The organism is Salipiger sp. CCB-MM3, from assembly GCF_001687105.1.
In the GTDB taxonomy this organism is placed as follows: domain Bacteria; phylum Pseudomonadota; class Alphaproteobacteria; order Rhodobacterales; family Rhodobacteraceae; genus Salipiger.
Map to the genome: position 1 here is coordinate 607,473 of NZ_CP014596.1, position 18,273 is coordinate 625,745.

20 protein-coding genes are annotated in these 18,273 nt (G+C 65.2%); 12 read left to right on the forward strand and 8 right to left on the reverse strand.

Annotation, left to right across the window (positions count from 1 at the left end; all coding sequences use genetic code 11):
• Positions 1-276: 276 nt before the first annotated feature.
• From AYJ57_RS16650 to gatC, 4 genes are read right to left on the reverse strand one after another with little or no spacing between them, the layout of a single operon-like run.
• The gene (locus tag AYJ57_RS16650) at positions 277-948 is read right to left on the reverse strand and encodes an N-acetylmuramoyl-L-alanine amidase (RefSeq protein ID WP_066108515.1); all 672 of its coding nucleotides are present in this window, start codon (positions 946-948) and stop codon (positions 277-279) included.
• 7 nt (positions 949-955) lie between these two features.
• Complete coding sequence (locus AYJ57_RS16655; protein WP_066108518.1) at positions 956-1,651, reverse strand: hypothetical protein; 696 nt, start codon at positions 1,649-1,651, stop codon at positions 956-958.
• A 31-nt stretch (positions 1,652-1,682) separates the two neighbouring features.
• Complete coding sequence (gene gatA / locus AYJ57_RS16660) at positions 1,683-3,170, reverse strand: Asp-tRNA(Asn)/Glu-tRNA(Gln) amidotransferase subunit GatA (RefSeq protein ID WP_066108522.1); 1,488 nt, start codon at positions 3,168-3,170, stop codon at positions 1,683-1,685.
• The gene (gene gatC, locus AYJ57_RS16665) at positions 3,167-3,454 is read right to left on the reverse strand and encodes an Asp-tRNA(Asn)/Glu-tRNA(Gln) amidotransferase subunit GatC (RefSeq protein ID WP_066108524.1); all 288 of its coding nucleotides are present in this window, start codon (positions 3,452-3,454) and stop codon (positions 3,167-3,169) included. Before gatC ends, gatA begins: the two co-directional genes overlap by 4 nt.
• Before the next feature lie 361 nt (positions 3,455-3,815).
• Here gatC and AYJ57_RS16670 point away from each other — a divergent pair, with 361 nt between their 5' ends.
• Entirely contained in the window at positions 3,816-4,397 is a 582-nt protein-coding gene (locus AYJ57_RS16670; RefSeq protein WP_066108527.1) for a hypothetical protein, read from the forward strand.
• A gap of 3 nt (positions 4,398-4,400) precedes the next feature.
• Here the strand turns inward: AYJ57_RS16670 and AYJ57_RS16675 are convergent, their stop codons facing one another.
• Positions 4,401-5,804, reverse strand: coding sequence for a helix-turn-helix domain-containing protein (locus AYJ57_RS16675; protein ID WP_066108531.1), 1,404 nt, complete (start codon positions 5,802-5,804; stop codon positions 4,401-4,403).
• Positions 5,805-5,847: 43 nt separating this feature from the next.
• Positions 5,848-7,074 carry a multidrug effflux MFS transporter gene (locus tag AYJ57_RS16680; protein ID WP_066108534.1) on the reverse strand — a complete coding sequence of 409 codons (1,227 nt, stop codon included), beginning with the start codon at positions 7,072-7,074 and terminating at the stop codon, positions 5,848-5,850.
• A 175-nt stretch (positions 7,075-7,249) separates the two neighbouring features.
• Between AYJ57_RS16680 and AYJ57_RS16685 the strand changes: the two genes are divergently transcribed.
• From AYJ57_RS16685 to AYJ57_RS16710, 7 genes are all read left to right on the forward strand, one after another.
• Positions 7,250-8,782, forward strand: coding sequence for an acyl-CoA carboxylase subunit beta (locus AYJ57_RS16685; RefSeq protein WP_066108537.1), 1,533 nt, complete (start codon positions 7,250-7,252; stop codon positions 8,780-8,782).
• A 13-nt stretch (positions 8,783-8,795) separates the two neighbouring features.
• A complete protein-coding gene (locus AYJ57_RS16690; RefSeq protein WP_066108540.1) occupies positions 8,796-9,134 on the forward strand; it encodes a hypothetical protein in 339 nt (112 codons plus the stop codon).
• Positions 9,135-9,180: 46 nt separating this feature from the next.
• Positions 9,181-9,585: a DUF6497 family protein gene (locus AYJ57_RS16695; RefSeq protein WP_237220260.1), complete on the forward strand. Its 405-nt coding sequence runs from the start codon at positions 9,181-9,183 to the stop codon at positions 9,583-9,585.
• A 214-nt stretch (positions 9,586-9,799) separates the two neighbouring features.
• Positions 9,800-9,943: a hypothetical protein gene (locus AYJ57_RS26230; protein ID WP_176806568.1), complete on the forward strand. Its 144-nt coding sequence runs from the start codon at positions 9,800-9,802 to the stop codon at positions 9,941-9,943.
• Between the two features lie 102 nt (positions 9,944-10,045).
• Positions 10,046-10,408 carry a hypothetical protein gene (locus tag AYJ57_RS16700; RefSeq protein WP_066108543.1) on the forward strand — a complete coding sequence of 121 codons (363 nt, stop codon included), beginning with the start codon at positions 10,046-10,048 and terminating at the stop codon, positions 10,406-10,408.
• Positions 10,409-10,850: 442 nt separating this feature from the next.
• Positions 10,851-11,057, forward strand: a complete 207-nt coding sequence (locus AYJ57_RS16705; protein ID WP_066108546.1) for a hypothetical protein — start codon at positions 10,851-10,853, stop codon at positions 11,055-11,057.
• A 210-nt stretch (positions 11,058-11,267) separates the two neighbouring features.
• Positions 11,268-13,268 (forward strand): acetyl-CoA carboxylase biotin carboxylase subunit, encoded by a 2,001-nt coding sequence (locus tag AYJ57_RS16710; RefSeq protein ID WP_066108551.1) that lies wholly within the window; start codon positions 11,268-11,270, stop codon positions 13,266-13,268.
• A 54-nt stretch (positions 13,269-13,322) separates the two neighbouring features.
• Here AYJ57_RS16710 and AYJ57_RS16715 read toward each other — a convergent pair whose 3' ends face one another.
• Entirely contained in the window at positions 13,323-13,784 is a 462-nt protein-coding gene (locus AYJ57_RS16715; RefSeq protein ID WP_066108554.1) for a DUF4174 domain-containing protein, read from the reverse strand.
• A gap of 178 nt (positions 13,785-13,962) precedes the next feature.
• On the opposite strand from AYJ57_RS16715, the gene scpA reads away from it, so the two are divergent.
• The gene (gene scpA / locus AYJ57_RS16720; RefSeq protein WP_066108557.1) at positions 13,963-16,098 is read left to right on the forward strand and encodes a methylmalonyl-CoA mutase; all 2,136 of its coding nucleotides are present in this window, start codon (positions 13,963-13,965) and stop codon (positions 16,096-16,098) included.
• Between the two features lie 28 nt (positions 16,099-16,126).
• Here scpA and AYJ57_RS25935 read toward each other — a convergent pair whose 3' ends face one another.
• On the reverse strand, positions 16,127-16,309 hold the full coding sequence (locus AYJ57_RS25935; RefSeq protein WP_157374219.1) for a hypothetical protein: 183 nt from the start codon (positions 16,307-16,309) through the stop codon (positions 16,127-16,129).
• 86 nt (positions 16,310-16,395) lie between these two features.
• Here AYJ57_RS25935 and AYJ57_RS16725 point away from each other — a divergent pair, with 86 nt between their 5' ends.
• From AYJ57_RS16725 to AYJ57_RS16735, 3 genes are all read left to right on the forward strand, one after another.
• The gene (locus AYJ57_RS16725) at positions 16,396-17,010 is read left to right on the forward strand and encodes a VOC family protein (RefSeq protein ID WP_066108560.1); all 615 of its coding nucleotides are present in this window, start codon (positions 16,396-16,398) and stop codon (positions 17,008-17,010) included.
• Positions 17,007-17,486: a GNAT family N-acetyltransferase gene (locus tag AYJ57_RS16730; RefSeq protein WP_066108563.1), complete on the forward strand. Its 480-nt coding sequence runs from the start codon at positions 17,007-17,009 to the stop codon at positions 17,484-17,486. Before AYJ57_RS16725 ends, AYJ57_RS16730 begins: the two co-directional genes overlap by 4 nt.
• Before the next feature lie 102 nt (positions 17,487-17,588).
• Positions 17,589-18,272, forward strand: a complete 684-nt coding sequence (locus AYJ57_RS16735) for a molecular chaperone DjiA (RefSeq protein ID WP_066108566.1) — start codon at positions 17,589-17,591, stop codon at positions 18,270-18,272.
• Position 18,273 lies beyond the last annotated feature (1 nt).

Sequence of the window (18,273 nt, forward strand, 5' to 3'; positions counted from 1 at the left end):
GGCGGGCGGGGTGGGGTATTCCAGACCTGCGCCAAAGCCGGGCAGGCGGTATGGTTCTGGGGTGCCGTCTCGTCTCCACCCGGGTGCCAACCGTTCCCGGCGGTCAGGTTCCGGTTCGGCCCGGTTCCTGCTCGCGCAACGGTTCGCGGCCAACGCGGCACAGCGCCCCCGGCCTTGGCGCCGGGGGACGCACCCGCCCCTGCCGCGCCAGCTCCCAGATCGCCGCAGGGGCGGCTCCTGTATTGCGAGCGAAAATGTCCGTAGATGAGCGCTATGTCAGGCGGCGGGCCAGCACGCGGCGAGCCCGGCCATCCGCGCGCGATCCTCATCGTCGAGCGGGCCAGTGGCGCCGGGGCGAAAGCGGTCGCGGAAGGATGTCAGCAGCGCATCGAGCTGTTCGGGCTCTGTCCGATAGCCGAAGCGATGCGCATCGAGCCGAAACTGGTCGGGCGCGTCGCCGGGTGTCTGCGGTGCGGCATCAACCGCCAGCCCCTTTTGCACCAGACGGGCCCAGTCGAAGCGCGGGCCGGGGTCGATCTTGCGTCCCGGCGCCATACAGGCATGGCCGATCACCCGCTGCGGCGGGATCTGCCAGCGCTCGAGGATGCCGGAAAGCAGCACCTCCAGCGCGTCCATCTGCGCGTCGGGGAAAGGCTCGTCGCCGGTGTTGGCGATCTCGATGCCGATCGAGCGGGAATTGACCTCGGCGACCGAGCCCCATGCGCCCAGCCCGGCGTGCCACGCGCGCATCTCTTCGGTCACCAGCTGCCAGCAGGTGCCGTTATAGCCCAACACGTAATGTGCAGAGACGCCGCTTTCGGAATTGCACAGCCAATCGCGCGCCGCTTCGGCGCTTTTCATCGCGGTGTAGTGCAGCACTACGATGTCGGGCCGCGCCCCAAGTCGGCGCGGCCCGAAATTGTCGGAAGGGTGCCAGATCGGCTGCACCTTCCCGTCAGTAGCCGCGCACGGCGCGGAAGGGGGCCGGATCCCAGCTACAGGCGAAGCCGTCGCCATCGGGGTCGATGCCGTTGCGGTCCTTCTCGGGGCCACCGTCGGCAAGGAAGGCTTCCTGCGCGCGGTCGGTGGTCTCGTATTTGGCGCAGTTGCGCTGCGCCTTCGACTCCGACGAGAAGCTCGAACGGCTGTAAAGCGGCGTGCCCACCGGGTTGGTGGTCTGCAGCGCATAGGCCACGATGTTCGGCGCATCCGAGTCGGGGCGCGCGGGCAGGTCGGTCGGGGCGACCACCTCATATTGCGCGCGGTTCTGCTGGATCAGGGCCTTGTCGTCGGCGATGGTCCGTTCGGCCGAGACCGCGTCGAAGCTGTTCTCTTCCGAAAGCCCTGCGGAATCGGTCACCGACTGCGGTGCCGGAGTGGCGGCGGCGGTGGGCAGCGGCGCGCCCTCTGCGGGGCCGTCGAGCACCGAGGTGGCCGCGGCGACCGCGGGGTCGCTGGAATCGCGACCTGCCGGCGGCAGGGTCGAGGAATCCACCGGCGCGCTGCCTTCGAGCGCGGCGTCACGCTGCGCGCGCTCGGCCTGATAGCTTCCGTAGTCGTCAAAACCGACCCCGGGCCCGCTGTCGGGGATCGGGGTGGTGCAGGCGGTCAGCGCGAGCAGAGCCGCGCCACCGAAGAAAATGCGAGTCATCACTCTGCCCTCGTCCTTTATTCCGGCGCCGTTACCACCACTTGGCGGGTTTCGACGCGAACCCGGCGGCCTGCTCCAGCGCATAGGCGGTGTTGAGCAGGTCGCCCTCTTCCCACGGACGCCCGATCAGCTGCAGCCCAAGCGGCAGCCCCTTGGAATCGAGTCCCGTCGGGACCGAAACGCCCGGAAGCCCGGCAAGGTTCAGTGTAACCGTGAACACGTCGTTGAGATACATCTGCACCGGATCGGCGGTCTTCATTTCTCCGATACCGAAGGCCGAAGAGGGCGTCGCGGGCGCGAGGATCGCGTCGACCCCTGCGGCGAAGGCATCCTCGAAGTCCTTCTTGATCAGCGTGCGGACCTTGCGGGCGCGGTTGTAGTAGGCGTCGTAGAAGCCCGCCGACAGCACATAGGTGCCGACCATGATGCGGCGCTGCACCTCAAGGCCGAAGCCTTCGGCGCGGGTCTTCTCGTACATGTCGTTGATGCCTTCGCCCTGGCTCAGCTTGGCGCGGTGGCCGTAGCGCACCCCGTCATAGCGGGCGAGGTTCGACGAGGCTTCCGCCGGGGCGATCACATAGTAGGCCGGCAGCGCGTATTTGGTGTGCGGCAGCGAGATCTCGACGACCTTCGCGCCCGCATCTTCCAGCATCTTCGCGCCCTCGTCCCAGAGCTTCGAGATTTCCTCGGGCATGCCGTCGACGCGGTATTCGCGGGGAATGCCAATGGTCTTGCCACGGATGTCGCCGGTCAGCATCGCCTCGAAGTCGGGCACGGGCAGATCGGCCGAGGTCGAATCCTTGGGATCGTGGCCGCACATCGCCTGCAGCATGATCGCCGCGTCGCGCACGTCCTTGGTCATCGGGCCAGCCTGATCGAGCGAGCTGGCGTAGGCGACGATGCCCCAGCGCGAGCAGCGCCCGTAGGTCGGCTTGATGCCGGTGATGCCGGTGAAGGCGGCGGGCTGGCGGATCGAGCCGCCGGTGTCGGTGCCGGTGGCCGCAAGGCAGAGGTCCGCCGAAACCGCCGAAGCCGAGCCGCCCGACGAGCCGCCGGGGGTCAGCTTGGTGTCGTCGCCGGTGCGCTTCCACGGGTTCACCGCGGGGCCGTAGCAGGTGTTTTCGTTCGAGCTGCCCATGGCGAACTCGTCCATGTTGAGCTTGCCCAGCATGACCGCGCCCGCGTCGAACAGCTGGCTGGTGACGGTCGATTCATACTCGGGGGTGAAGCCCTCGAGGATCGCCGAGGCCGCCTGCGACGGCACACCCTTGGTGCAGAAGAGATCCTTCACGCCGATCGGCAGGCCGCACATGGCAGGCGCGTCGCCCGCCTTGATGCGCGCATCGGCGGCCTTGGCCTGCTCCAGCGCGATCTCGGGGGTCTTGTGCACGAAGGCGCCAAGCGCATCCGCGCCCTCGATCACCTTTAGGCAGGCTTCGGTCAGTTCGACCGAAGTCACGTCGCCCTTGCGCAGCGCGTCGCGTGCCTCAGAGAGCTTGAGCTTGTTCAGTTCGGTCATTCCACCACCTTCGGCACGGCAAAGAACCCTTCGCGGGCATCGGGGGCGTTCGCGAGGATTTTCTCCTGCATATTGCCATCGGTCACGCCATCGGCGCGGCGCTTGAGGCGCATCGGGGTCACCGAGACCATCGGCTCGACGCCCTCCACGTCCACCTCGTTCAGCTGCTCGATGAAGTCGAGGATATTGCTGAATTCCTGTGCCAGCGCCGGAAGCGCATCGTCTTCCACGCGGATGCGTGCCAGCTTGGCGACACGTGCCGCCGTCTGAATGTCGATCGACATGGGTTCCCCCTGTCCGTGAATGTCCGTCAAAGTCCCGTTGCCTTTACCCCCCCGAGCAACGCCCCGCAAGGCGCAGAGAAGGGGAGGCGTGCTTGGTCGCCCGGAATCAAGCCGAAGGCGCCGGGCGAGCGCCTGCCCGTCCCGGCGGGCTGGCGCTTTGTCATCGGTGCGCAACAGATCGAAAGCGCGCGGAACTGGCTGGGATAAAGTGCAGACCTCAAGCGTAGCAGCGCCATCCCACGGGCAGGCGCCCGCCCGGCGCGCGCTGTGCAGAGGGATGAGCGCTGCACGCTCGACAGCCCCCCTCTCGCGCGCTAGGTCAGACTCAGTTCCATTTCCCAACAACAAGACCTTCCGAGCCGTGCACCAGTTCCTTTCCCGCCTCTCTCTGCTGCCGCTGCTGCTGGCCGCCTCGCTTCTCTCGGCCTGCGCGGGCACCCGCGATCCGCATGTGCCCGCGCCGCCACCCTCCGAATACATCGCGCTGGCGCAGTCGATCGAGGATCTCGGTCCGGGTGTCGATCCCGAGGAAGCGCAGCGCATGGCGCGCATCTCCATCGACTACCCGCGCGAGCTTGCGGTGAAATGGAACGTCACCGACCCGGCCTATATCCACAACATCAAGGTCAACAATGGCACCCGCCCGCGTGGCCTGTGCTACCAGTGGGCCGACGATCTGCAGGCCCGGCTCGAGCAGGAGAATTTCCAGACCATCGACATGCACCGCGGCATCGCCAACGCGCTGAAGACGTTCCGCATCGAGCACAGCTCGGTCATCGTCAGCCAGAAGGGCGGCACGATGAAAGAGGGCATCGTGCTCGATCCGTGGCGCTTTGGCGGGGAGCTCTACTGGGGGCCGGTGGTGGATGACCACAAATACCCGTGGGTCGAGCGGCAGGAAGTCTTTGCCACCAAGCGCGCGCTGCGCCTGCAGGAGGGCTGAGCGCTATTCTAACGTGTAAGGCAGGATGCCGCGGCGCTCGGGGTGGATCGACATCTTCTTTTCGAGCGGCGGCACCGAGCGCTGGTGGCAGTCGGTGCGCTCGCAGATGCGGCACGAGATGCCGATCGGCTCGAACGCCCGGTCGCGGCTGAGGTCCATACCGTCGGCATAGACCAGTGCGCCCGCGTGTTTCACCTCGCATCCCAGCGCGATGGCAAAGCGCCGCACCGGGGCCCCGAAGCGGCCCGCCGGTTTGGTAACATCGCGGGCCAGCAGCACATAGCGCGCCCCATCGGGTGTTTCGGCCAGCTGGCGCAGGAACTGGTTCGGCGTCTCAAAGGCCTGATGCACGTTCCACAGCGGGCAGGCCCCGCCGAAACGGGCGAATTGCAACCGCGTGGCCGAGTGGCGCTTGGTGATGGTTCCGGCCTGATCGACGCGGGCAAAGAAGAAGGGAATGCCCTTGGCGCCGGGTCTTTGCAGCGTCGAGAGCCGATGCGCCACCTGCTCGACCGAGGCACCAAAGCGCGCGGCCAGAAGCTCCAGATCGTGGCGGGTTTCCTGCGCCGCCTCCAGCAGCCGCGCATAGGGCATCGTCACCGCCCCGGCGAAATAATTGGCAAGGCCGAGCTTGGCGATGCCGCGCGCGGTCTCTGACTGGAAACGGGCGAGATCAAGCGTCGCCTCCAGCAGCTTTTCCTGCCGCAGCAGCGCCACTTGGATCAGCATCTGGAAGGTCAGCGTCTCGGGCTGCGCCAGCGACGAGAGGGTCAGAACCCGCCGCTCGGCGTCATAATTGCGCAGCGGTGCGGATTGCTGAAACTCGACGGTGATGCCGCGCTCGCGCAGATGCGCGAGCACCGCGCCGCGCAGGTCGGCGCCGCCTTGCCCCAGACCATGCGCGTAATGCTCGGCGGCGCGGTCCACGGCGTCGATGTAATTGTCGCAATAGTGGAAGAAGTCGCGCACCTCTTCCCAAGGCGAGGGCTGCATCTGCGTGCCCTCGCGCCCAAGCGCCTCGTCGAGCGAGGCGAGCCGCTCGTGGGTCTGCCGGTAGGCGCGGTGAAGCTCCAGAAACGCACGGGCGAGGGCAGGGGCGTTGGAGGCGGTGAGCCGCAGATCTGCCAAGGGCGGCGTGTGCTCGCCAAAAATAGGATCAGCCAGCGCCTCGCGCATGTCCGAGATCAGCCGCTCGGAATCGCCTTGGCCCAGTTCGGTCACGTCGAAGCCGAACTCTTGCGCCAGCGCGAGCACCACCGTGGTCGAGACCGGGCGGTTGTTGTTTTCCATCTGGTTCAGATAGGGCAGGGAAATTCCGAGCTTTGCCGCGAATTCTTTCTGGGTCAGCCCCAGCCGTCCGCGCAGGTCGCGCAGCTTCGCCCCGGCATAGAGTTTCCGTGTTGCCATGTTTGCGCCTTTGCTCCCCACTGGGAACAATTTTGCAAACTCCTCACTCCGCGTCCAGACCTGCGAGCCGCTTTTCGCGCCAGAACACCACAAGGATCGACAGTACCGCCGCGACCGAGGTCGCCAGCATCAGCCACAGTAGCGGCCATGCGCCGGTGCCGGGCTGCAGCAGCGCCCCGGCCAGCGCCGAGAGCGCCGCACCGCCGCCGATCATGATCGCGCCGCCGAGGCCCGAGGCCGTGCCTGCCAGATGCGGGCGCACCGAGAGCGTGCCTGCGGTGGCATTGGGAATGGTCATGCCGTTGCCAAGGCCGACGAAGCACATGAAGCCAAAGAAGATCAGCGCCGAGCCGCCGGTCAGCGCAAAGGTGATCAGCGCCGCGCCAAGGCCTGCGGTCAGGATCAGCGAGCCCCAGAGGATCATCTTGTTGATGCCGATGCGGGCCGAGAATTTTCCCGAAATCCAGTTGCCGAGGAAGTAGCCCACCGCCGGAGCGCCAAAGTGCAGGCCCAGCGACGCTGGGTTCAGTCCGAACACTTTAGATCCGACGAAGGGCGCGCCGCCGAGGTAGGAAAAGAACGCGCCCGACGAGAAAGCGCAGGCCAGCGCGTAGCCCCAGAAGCGGGGCGAGGTGAGCAGTTCGGGGTATTCGCGGAACTGCTGCGCCAGCGATAGGCCCGAGGCGGTGGAGGTCTCGCCAAGGTCGCGCCAGCTCAGCCACAGCACCGCGCCGCCGAGGATGAACAGCATCCAGAAGATCGCCTTCCAGCCCATGAGCTCGCCAAGCGCGCCGCCGATCACCGGGCCAACCATCGGCACCACGGCGACGCCCATGGTGACATAGGCGATCATCGAGGCGGCTTCTTCCTGGCTGACCATGTCGCGCACCACGGCGCGGCTCAGCACCATGGCGGTGACGATCACTGCCTGACACATGCGGAAGAACAGGAAGAGCGACACGTTCGGCGCAAAGATGCAGCCCAGCGTCGCCACCATGAACAGCGCCACGCCCCAGAGGATCACCGGGCGGCGTCCCAGCTTGTCCGAGATCGGGCCGATCACCACCTGCAGCGCCGCGTTGACAGCGAGGTAGATCGCCACCGAAAGCTGCATCAGCCGGTATTCCGTGTCGAAATATGCCGTCATCTGCGGCAGCGACGGCAGGAACACGTTCATCGCAAGCGCTGAAAGCCCGGCAAGCAGGACAAGCGTGACAAGATGTGGCGGGGTCGAGGCGTCGAGAAAACGGACGCGGGCTTTGGTGCTCATGGGTTTCCCGTATGCCGGGGGCCTCTCAAAGTCCACGTGTATCATCGCGTTGAAGCAATTTTTGCTAATTTGCTATTTGCTCACGGAAATATTTCCTGAGTTTGCAAATTTGCCGAATTTGACTTGAGTGCAAGGGCCTCCACTGTATGGTCCGGGCAAACGGAGAGGATTGGACATGAAAGACATTCTTCACGAGCTGGAGGCGCGCCGCGCCGACGCACGTCTTGGCGGTGGCCAGAAGCGGATCGACACGCAGCATGCCAAGGGCAAGCTGACCGCGCGCGAACGCATCGAGCTGCTGCTCGACGAGGGCAGTTTCGAAGAATACGACATGTTTGTCGCGCATCGCTGCACCGATTTCGGCATGGAAAAGAACCGTCCCAGCGGCGACGGGGTGATCACCGGCTGGGGCACGATCAATGGGCGAATGGTCTATGTGTTCAGTCAGGACTTCACCGTGCTTGGCGGGTCGGTCTCGGCCACCCATGCCATGAAGATCTGCAAGATCATGGATATGGCCATGCAGAACGGCGCGCCGGTGATCGGCCTCAACGATTCCGGCGGCGCGCGCATTCAGGAAGGCGTCGACAGCCTCGCGGGCTATGCCGAGATCTTCCAGCGCAACATCATGGCGTCTGGTGTGATCCCGCAGATCTCCGTCATCATGGGGCCCTGCGCGGGCGGCGCGGTCTACTCGCCCGCGATGACCGACTTCATCTTCATGGTGAAAGACACCTCCTATATGTTCGTCACCGGCCCCGATGTGGTGAAGACGGTGACCAATGAGGTGGTGACCGCAGAGGAACTCGGCGGTGCGACCACTCACACCCGCAAATCCTCGGTCGCCGATGGCGCTTTCGAGAATGATGTCGAGGCGCTGGCCGAAGTGCGCCGCCTTGTCGATTTCCTACCGCTCAACAACCGCGAGAAGCCGCCGGTACGGCCCTTCTTCGACGAGGTGGAGCGGGTGGAAAGCTCGCTCGACACGATCATTCCCGAAAACGCGAACCAGCCCTACGACATGAAAGAGCTGATCACCAAAGTCGCGGATGAGGGGGATTTCTACGAGATTCAGGAAGAGCACGCGAAGAACATCATCACCGGCTTCATCCGCCTCGAAGGCCAGACGGTGGGCGTGGTGGCGAACCAGCCGATGGTGCTGGCAGGCTGCCTCGACATCGACAGCTCGAAGAAAGCCGCGCGCTTCGTGCGTTTCTGCGACTGTTTCGAGATCCCGCTGCTGACCTTCGTCGACGTGCCGGGCTTCCTGCCGGGCACCTCTCAGGAATACGGCGGCGTGATCAAGCATGGTGCCAAGCTGCTCTTTGCCTTTGGCGAGGCGACGGTGCCCAAGGTCACGGTGATCACCCGCAAGGCCTATGGCGGGGCCTATGACGTGATGAGCTCCAAACACCTGCGCGGCGACGTGAACTACGCATGGCCCACCGCCGAGATCGCGGTGATGGGCGCCAAGGGCGCGACCGAAATCATCCACCGCGCCGACCTTGGCGATGCCGAGAAGATCGCCAAGCACACAGCCGACTATGAGGATCGCTTTGCCAATCCCTTCGTGGCGGCCGAGCGGGGCTTCATCGACGAGGTGATCCAGCCGCGCTCCACCCGCCGCCGGGTCAGCCGGGCTTTCGCGATGCTGAGAAACAAGCAGCTCAGCAATCCGTGGAAGAAGCACGACAACATTCCGCTCTGAACCGGAGAGACCGATGCGCGTGAAGGGATGGCATATGGAACGCGAGGGCGAGGCACTGACCCTCGCCCGGCGCAGCCCGGCGCGGTTCGACCTGAAGGTCGAGACGCTGCTGCCGCCCGTTGGACGGCTCGAGCGGCTGGCGCATCAGGTCCGGCAGGACATGTGGCGGGCGCTGCGTGATCTGCGCGGCTTCGCACCCGTGGTGCGGGTGCGCCCCTGCGCGGGCGGGGTGAGCGTCGAGGCCGGAGGAGAGGTCGCCGGGGCGCTGCCGCGCAATGCGGTCGAGGCTCGGATCGCCGAAGTTCTGGAAGACCGCGCCAACCGGGCGCGCTGGGTAAACTGGGCGGCCTGAGCGTCGTAGCGGACCGCTGCACGAGATGAGGAACGGGGAGATCCTTGTGACGAGGGTGATCGGATTTGGCATTCTGGCGTTGGCTACGGCCATCGCGCCGGGCCAGACCACGGCGCAAGAGGAGAGCGCCGTGGCAGTGCCCTCTGGCATGCCCGTCACCTTCTACGACTCGCTTTGGGACAGCGCCTCTTCGACCGAGCGTTTTCGCTTTCTTGCGCCCCGTATCGGGGGTGACATGCCGATGGACTTTGCCGCTGTGTCACCTGACATGCAGCATTTGTGCGACAGTTTCGCGCTACCGCGGCTTGGCGGTCGCGACAAGCTGCCTGCGCTGATCGTGATCTCGCTTATGGCCGAACCGGTCGCATTTGGTGATCCCGCACCGGGAATACCCCAATATTTCGAAGCCTATAGCCCAAAAGGCGGGATTTGCGCATGGGAGGCCTTCTGATCATGACCCCTGCACGCGCGGAAATCCGCTCATTTTCCTCTTATTTTACGGGTCCGGCGGGAGAATTTTTGCTCTCGAAGCGAGTTACGTATTTCTTTTTCGTAACTTGCGCTATGTTGGGGAATGATTGCACGCGAGCAATCGTAACACCGGAACGAGGGTTGGCAGGGCCGATACGGTCTGTCCGCCCTGAAGAATCTGACAGGAGATCAAGATGTCCAAGAGCATCCAACTGCTTGCCATGCTCGGCTTCGTTGCCACCCTTTCCGCTTGCGGCGGCCAGCAGGAAGAAGAGTACGTGGTCGTGGATCCCGAGCCCGTTACCGCGGAGCCCGTCTACACCGGCAAGTACAAGTAACTTGCCGACGGGACGGGCCTTCGGGTCCGTCCCGCCTTACCGGCCCCGCAGGGCCGACTACCACCGCCCGCTTCCACGGGCCCTTACAAAGGGGGGCCCGGTATGCTGAAGCACCGTGGCTTTCCGAGCCGGCTTCCCGGCACGGACTTTCAATTCACCATTCGCCGAGCCAATCCCAAGGGGATCACCGCGATCACGCGGCGCGAGCGCTATCGTGACCGCAAGGCGGCCGACAAGCGCGCGGACCTTGGGTTCATGGCGTCGCTCTGGGCGCATTTCGGCGATCAGCCCTTCGAACGCGGAAACCTCGATGCCGGGCGGCTGTCCTGGCTCTTTGGCCGCGAAGTGCTGCCCTACGACGATCCTTTCGATCCCGAAAGCTACGAGGCAATGCTGATCATCGATCCGGTGGTCGCGCGTGCCTCGTTCCCCGAAGCCTTCGAAGAGGGGAACGAATGGGCGTGAACTCGCTTTCCTTTCCGCGTGATGCGCGGAAACAGGCCGGTCCGGCATATCCTTTTGGATATCGCTTGGAGACGGCCGGCGAGTCGTGCAGCCTGACGGTGTTGCGGGCAATGACGCGGCGTTCCGCTGCGCTCGTTGCTCACCGTTACCCTTCCCCTCGCGGGCGCTGCGGCTCATCCCCTGACCGCACGCCCGCTTCTTTTCTTTCAGAGCATGGCGCATCGGCGTTTGGTTTTGCCAAGCGCAGAGCAGATTTGCGCGCGACCGCCAGCCTGTCGTTGCGTCAACGTAGTGGCCGATCGGCAGGCTTGCGCAGCGCCGCGCACCCGGATCGGCGGGCAGGCGCCCACGCCGGGACAAAAGCGAAAGATGTATGGAACCTTTACCAATTCCGTGGCGTTGAGGAGCGACTTCAACTTACGGAACACAGGGAGTTTCCCACATGCAAAACGTTATTCGCATCGTCGCAGTCCTCGGGGTTTTTGGTGTCGCAGCCTGTGAGAACTCGGACCTTCCGCGCGCAGGCATCGGCGCTGGCGCAGGCTACCTCGTCGACCGCGCCACGGGTGGTGACGGCACCATCGGTGCTGCTGTCGGCGCGACCGCAGGCGTGGTCTGCGACGACGTCACCCCGCAGTACTGCAACTAATCACGCGCAGCGGCGCGGCGAGCTTCGCCGCGCGCTGACAGTAACGATTTCCAAGGCCGCCGGAGCGTCTCGCTCCGGTGGCCTTTTTGCTGCGCCGTCGCCCGTTTCGACGCCAGCCAACATCCCCGCCAACACCCCCGATACTCTGTCAGCCGCGCCCCGGACCTGCGGCCAAAAAACGCGCCAAAAAACGCTACGAAAGGGAGAGACATGTTCGACAAGATCCTGATCGCCAACCGCGGTGAGATCGCCTGCCGGGTCATCAAGACCGCGCGCAAGATGGGCATCCAGACCGTGGCGGTCTATTCGGACGCCGACAAACACGCGCTGCACGTGGAAATGGCGGATGAGGCGGTGCACATCGGCCCGCCGCAGGCCAACCAGTCCTACATCGTGATCGACAAGATCATGGGCGCGATCCAGCAGACCGGCGCGCAGGCGGTGCATCCGGGCTATGGCTTCCTGTCGGAAAACCCCAAGTTCGCCGAGGCGCTCGAAGCCGCTGGCGTTGCCTTCATCGGCCCGCCCAAGGGCGCGATCGAAGCGATGGGCGACAAGATCACCTCGAAGAAGATCGCCCAAGAGGCCGGTGTCTCGACTGTGCCCGGCTATATGGGGCTGATCGAAGATGCCGAGGAGGCGGTGAAGATTTCGGGCGAGATCGGCTACCCGGTGATGATCAAGGCCTCGGCTGGCGGCGGCGGCAAGGGCATGCGCATCGCATGGACCGACGAGGAGGCGCGCGAGGGCTTCCAGTCGTCCAAGAACGAGGCGGCCAATTCCTTCGGCGACGACCGGATCTTTATCGAGAAATTCGTCACCCAGCCGCGCCACATCGAGATTCAGGTGCTCTGCGACGCGCATGGGGGCGGCATCTACCTCAACGAGCGTGAATGCTCGATCCAGCGCCGCAACCAGAAGGTCGTCGAAGAGGCCCCGAGCCCCTTCCTCGATCCCGAGACCCGCAAGGCGATGGGCGAGCAGGCGGTCGCTCTGGCCAAGGCGGTGGGCTACACCAGCGCCGGTACGGTGGAATTCATCGTCGATGGCGAAAAGAACTTCTACTTCCTCGAGATGAACACCCGCCTGCAGGTGGAACACCCGGTGACCGAGCTGATCACCGGCGTCGATCTGGTCGAGCAGATGATCCGCGTCGCCAATGGCGAGCCGCTGTCGATCACCCAGGACGATGTGAAGATCGACGGCTGGGCGATCGAGAACCGCCTTTATGCCGAGGATCCCTATCGCGGATTCCTGCCCTCCATTGGGCGCCTCACCCGCTACCGTCCGCCCGCCGAGGGCGAGTTGCATGGCGGCATCGTGCGCAACGACACCGGCGTCTACGAGGGCGGCGAGATCTCGATGTATTACGACCCGATGATCGCCAAGCTCTGCACATGGGCGCCGACCCGCGAGCAGGCCATCGAGGTCATGCGCAACGCGCTCGACAGTTTCGAGGTCGAGGGCATCGGGCACAACCTGCCGTTCCTTGCCGCCGTCATGGACCACGAGCGTTTTATCTCGGGCAATATCACCACCGCTTTCATCGCCGAGGAATATCCCGACGGTTTCGAAGGGGTGACGCTGGCCGAACCCGCGCTGCGCGACGTGGCCGCCGCCTGCGCCGCGATGAACCGGGTGGCCGAGATCCGGCGCACCCGTATCTCCGGCACACTCGACAACCACGAGCGCAAGGTGGGCGATCACTGGAACGTCACGCTGCAGGGCGAAAGCTTCGATCTGGTGCTGAGCGCCGACAAGGACGGCACCTCGGTCGAGTTTGCCGACGGCGCGACGCTGCGGGTCACCGGCACATGGACCCCGGGGCAGGCGCTGGCGCATATGCAGGTGGACGGCAAGCCGCTGGTGCTGAAGGTCGGCAAGATCCCCGGCGGGTTCCACATCCGCAGCCGCGGCGCCGATCTGAAGGTCAATGTGCGCACCCCGCGGCAGGCCGAACTTGCGCGGCTGATGCCCGAGAAACTGCCGCCCGACACCTCGAAGATGCTGCTCTGCCCGATGCCGGGTCTCATCGTGAAGGTGAACGTGGCCGAAGGTGACGAGGTTCAGGAAGGTCAGGCGCTCTGCACCGTCGAGGCGATGAAGATGGAGAACATCCTGCGGGCCGAGCGCAAGGGCACCGTCAAGAAGGTCAACGCCGGGCCGGGCGACAGTCTGGCGGTGGACGACGTGATCATGGAGTTCGAATGAGCCCATGGTCCGCGCGCCGCGCATAAGGCTCCAAGGCGGGGGCCTCGGCTCCCGCTACTGCCGCAGCGCGTCGCGGCGGTCGCGCACCTCTTGCTGGCGCAGCGGCTGCTTGTCGATGGAGCGGGTGATCTCGCGCACATCCCACGGGCTGGGTTTGCGCAGGATGACCGAACCGTCCTTGGCCAGCAGCATGATCATGAAGCCGCGCGGGCGCATCGCCCGGCGGATCGGGCTGCGCGTGGCGGGGTCGGTATCGGTGATCACCACGACGTCGCGATCGGTCAGCGCATCGAGCCGCTCGGTGATCAGCTGGATCTGCTGCACGTATCGCGGATCGCTCGGGTTGTCGGCAAAGACCAGAAGCGGGCGCTTGAGCCAGAGAAACTCGTCGAGCGTCGACTCGCCTGCGGGGCGGATCGGCTCGTCGATGCTGGGCGTCTCGGCGCCCTGTGCCGCCCCGAATCCCGCGGCGAGGGTTAGAAATCCAAGCAGGGCGAGGGCGATACGTCGGTTCATACTTCAAAATATAGGCAAAGCTCCGGCGGCTGCACAGGGCTTGCCGCGCGGGCTGACAAAAAATTTAGGCACGGCCTGCGCCAAATGGCGTCTCGGCGCTGCCGGATGATCACGAACGGAGGATGCCGCGCAGGTCGGGACCGCCCGCCTGCAGGCTGCTAGGAGAGAGGACGAGAGGATGACGGCCAAGAAGGACGACTGGCGCCAGCTCGCGGAGAAGGAACTGCGGGGGCGCCCGCTCGATGACCTGACGTGGCACACGCTCGAGGGGATCGACGTGCAGCCGCTCTATACCGCCGAGGACACGGCGGATCTGCCGCATATGGGCACGCTGCCGGGCTTTGGGCCCTTCACCCGCGGGGTGAAGGCGACGATGTACGCGGGCCGTCCGTGGACCATCCGGCAGTACGCCGGGTTCTCCACCGCCGAAGACTCCAACGCCTTTTACCGCAAGGCGCTGGCGGCGGGGCAGCAGGGCGTTTCAGTGGCCTTCGATCTGGCCACCCACCGCGGCTATGACAGCGACCACGAGCGCGTCGTCGGCGATGTCGGCAAGGCGGGCGTGGCGATCGACAGCGTCGAGGACATGAAGATCCTTTTCGACGGTATCCCGCTCGACAAGATCTCCGTATCGATGACCATGAACGGCGCGGTGATCCCGATCCTCGCCAGTTTCATCGTCGTGGGCGAAGAGCAGGGGCATGATCGCGCGGTGCTGTCGGGGACCATCCAGAACGACATTCTCAAGGAGTTCATGGTCCGCAACACCTACATCTACCCGCCCGAGCCTTCGATGCGGATCATCTCGGACATTATCGAATACACCTCCAACGAGATGCCGAAATTCAACTCGATCTCGATCTCCGGCTACCACATGCAGGAGGCCGGGGCGAACCTCGTGCAGGAGCTGGCCTACACGCTGGCCGACGGGCGCGAATACGTGCGCGCGGCGATCGAGGCGGGCATGGATGTCGACAAATTCGCCGGGCGGCTGTCGTTCTTCTTCGCCATCGGCATGAACTTCTTCATGGAGGCGGCCAAGCTGCGCGCGGCGCGCACGCTCTGGCACCGCATCATGACCGAGTTCGGCGCCAAGTCCGACCGCTCGAAGATGCTGCGCACCCACTGCCAGACCTCGGGTGTGAGCCTGCAGGAGCAGGACCCCTACAACAACGTCATCCGCACCGCCTATGAGGCGATGAGCGCGGTGCTCGGTGGCACCCAGTCGCTGCACACAAACGCGCTTGACGAGGCAATTGCGCTGCCCACCGAGTTCTCGGCCCGGATCGCGCGCAACACCCAGCTCATCCTGCAGGAAGAGACCGGGGTGACCAATGTGGTCGACCCGCTGGCGGGGTCTTACTACGTGGAAAGCCTCACCAACGAGCTGATCGAGAAGGCATGGGCGCTGATCGAAGAGGTCGAGGAGATGGGCGGCATGACCAAGGCCGTTGCCTCGGGCATGCCCAAGTTGCGGATCGAAGAGACTGCGGCGCGCCGTCAGGCGCAGATCGACCGCGGCGAAGAGGTGATCGTCGGCGTCAATAAATACCGCAAGGACAAGGAAGACCCGATCGACATCCTCGATATCGACAACGCCAAAGTCCGCGAGAGCCAGATCGCGCGGCTGGAAAAGGTGCGGTCGAGCCGGGATCAAGCGGCCTGTGACGCGGCGTTGGCCGAGCTCACCCGCCGTGCGCAAGAGGGCGGCAACCTGCTGGAAGCCGCGGTCGAAGCCGCCCGTGCTCGGGCCTCTGTCGGAGAGATTTCCATGGCCATGGAAAAGGAATTCGGGCGCCATCGCGCCGAGGTGAAAACCCTCGCCGGTGTCTATGGCGCCGCCTATGAAGGCGACGAGGGCTTTGCCCAGATCCAGAAGGACGTCGAGAGCTTCGCCGAGGCCGAAGGCCGCCGCCCGCGGATGCTGGTGGTCAAGATGGGCCAGGACGGTCACGACCGCGGCGCCAAGGTCATCGCCACCGCCTTTGCCGACATCGGCTTTGACGTCGACGTCGGCCCGCTGTTCCAGACGCCCGCCGAAGCGGCGCAGGACGCCATCGACAACGACGTGCATATCGTCGGCATCTCGTCGCAGGCCGCCGGGCACAAGACGCTCGCGCCGCAACTGGTCGAGGAGCTGAAGGCGCAGGGCGCAGGGGATATCATCGTGATCTGCGGCGGGGTGATCCCGCATCAGGATTACGAGTTCCTCTACAAGGCCGGGGTCAAGGCGATCTTTGGGCCGGGCACCAATATCCCGGCTGCCGCCAAAGAGATCCTCGGTCTCATCGGCACGCCGCGCGCCGCCGAGTAAGCCGCACGCCCCAGTTCGTGCCGCTGGCTTAGATCAGCGGCACGAAGGGCACGCCGCAGGCGGCAAGGCCGAGGGTGGCGATCAGCATCACGGTCAGGGTGCGGATTTTCATGGGCGTGCTCCTTGCCTCGTGGCGGCCGGTTCCGTTGCCCGCCGCCTTTGCCGGGCAGACTATGTGCTGCCGCCGCATCGGGCCAGCGCTGCGCGACATTTTCTTGTGCCCGCGTGTCCATTTCCCGATTGCACCCCCCTTCGCCACGGCTAACGTGGTGCGGGTGCAACAGGAGCGGAGGGACGATGCTCGAGCTTGATCATGTGGCGGTGCTTGGGGAGACGCTGGCAGAGGCTGTGAGCCATGCCGAAAGCGCCTTGGGACTGCCGCTTTCGCCGGGCGGGGCGCATCCCGATTTCGGCACGCATAACTTCCTGCTCGGGCTGGAAAACGACCTATATCTCGAGGCCATCGCCGTCGATCCTTCGGCGCCCGATCCCGGGCGTCCGCGCTGGTTCGGGCTCGATGGGTTCACAGGGCCCGCGCGGCTCGACAAATGGGTGTGCCGGGTGCCGGATCTGGATGCGGCGCTGAAGGTGCTTCCCATGGCAGGGGAGGCTGTGGCAGTCACCCGCGGCGCGCTCAGCTGGAAGATCTCGGTGCCGCGCGACGGGCTGCTGCCCTTTGACGGCATGTTCCCGGCGCTGATCGAATGGGTCAGCCCGGTGCCCCCGGGCGTGTCGCTTGCGGGGGCGGGCATCCGACTCGACCGGCTGACCGTGGCGCATCCGCAGGCGGACGCGTTGCAGGCGCTGCTCGCACCGCATCTGAACGTGCCGCTGGCCGAGTTCGAGGTCGAGGCCAAGCCCGCCCTGCGCGGCAGTTTCGTCACCGTCTCGGGCTCGCGGGTGCTGCAATGATCATCCGCGCCGCCAACAGTGAGGACGCCGCCGCCATCACGGCGATCTGGAACCCGATCATCGACGACAGCGCCGCTACCTTTACCAACCTGCGCAAAACGCCCGAGGGCCTGCAGGCCGACATCGCGGCGCGCGGTCCGGCTTTCCTCGTGGCCGAGGAAGACGGGCTGCTGCTGGGCTTTGCCACCTTCTTTCCGTTTCGCGGCGGGCCGGGCTATGCCCAAACCAAGGAGCACACGGTGATCCTCGGCCCGGCGGCGCGCGGGCGCGGCGTGGGACGGGCGCTGATGACCGCCCTGATCGAAGAGGCGCGCGGGCAGGGGGTACATTCGCTGTTTGCCGGGGTCTCGGGCGAGAATGACGCGGGCGTCGCCTTCCATGCGGCGCTGGGCTTTCGCGAGGTCGCCCGGCTGCCGGAAGTGGGGTTCAAGTTCGGACGCTGGATGGATCTGGTGCTGATGCAGAAATTCCTGTGACCGCTTTCGGTGAGGCCCGGCCTCACCCGGTTCTGACAGAAAATTTAGCCGACTTCTCATTGTCGCACTGACAGTTGCCGCGTTGCCGCGTAAACTGCGGAAATGTCGATTTGGTCGCGCATCTCTGAAGCACTCGCCGCCCTTGCCAAGGGCGAGGGGCTTACCGCTGTCTTCGAGAAACTTCGCCAGCCGCCCGAACGCAGCGTCGCCTTCACCATCGCGGTCATCGCGCTGTCGGCAAAGATGGCCAAGGCCGACGGGCAGGTCACGCGCAATGAGGTCGCCGCCTTCCGCGAGATCTTTACCATCGCCCCCGAGGATGAGGCGGCGGCGGCACGTGTGTTCAACCTCGCGCGGCAGGACGTCGCGGGCTTTGAGGAATATGCCCGCCGCATCCGCCGCATGTTCGACAGCAACGCGGAGCAACTGTCGGATCTGATGGAAGGGCTGTTCTACATCGCGCTGGCCGATGGCGACTACCACACCGCCGAGAACGCCTTCCTCGAACGGGTGGCCGAGATTTTTGGCATTTCCGACAATGCCTTCCGGGCGCTGCGGGCGCGCTTTGTGCCCGATGCCGTTCCCGATCCTTTCACTGTGCTCGGGGTCAGCCCCGACATGCCCATCGCCGACATTCGCAAGCAATGGCGCAAGCTGGTCCGCGAGAGCCACCCCGATGTGATGTGCGCCCGTGGCCTGCCCGAAGAGGCGATCAAGCTTTCGGAAAAGCGCCTGATCGACATCAACCGGGCTTGGGAAGAGATCTCGGCCCGCGAACAGGTCTGAT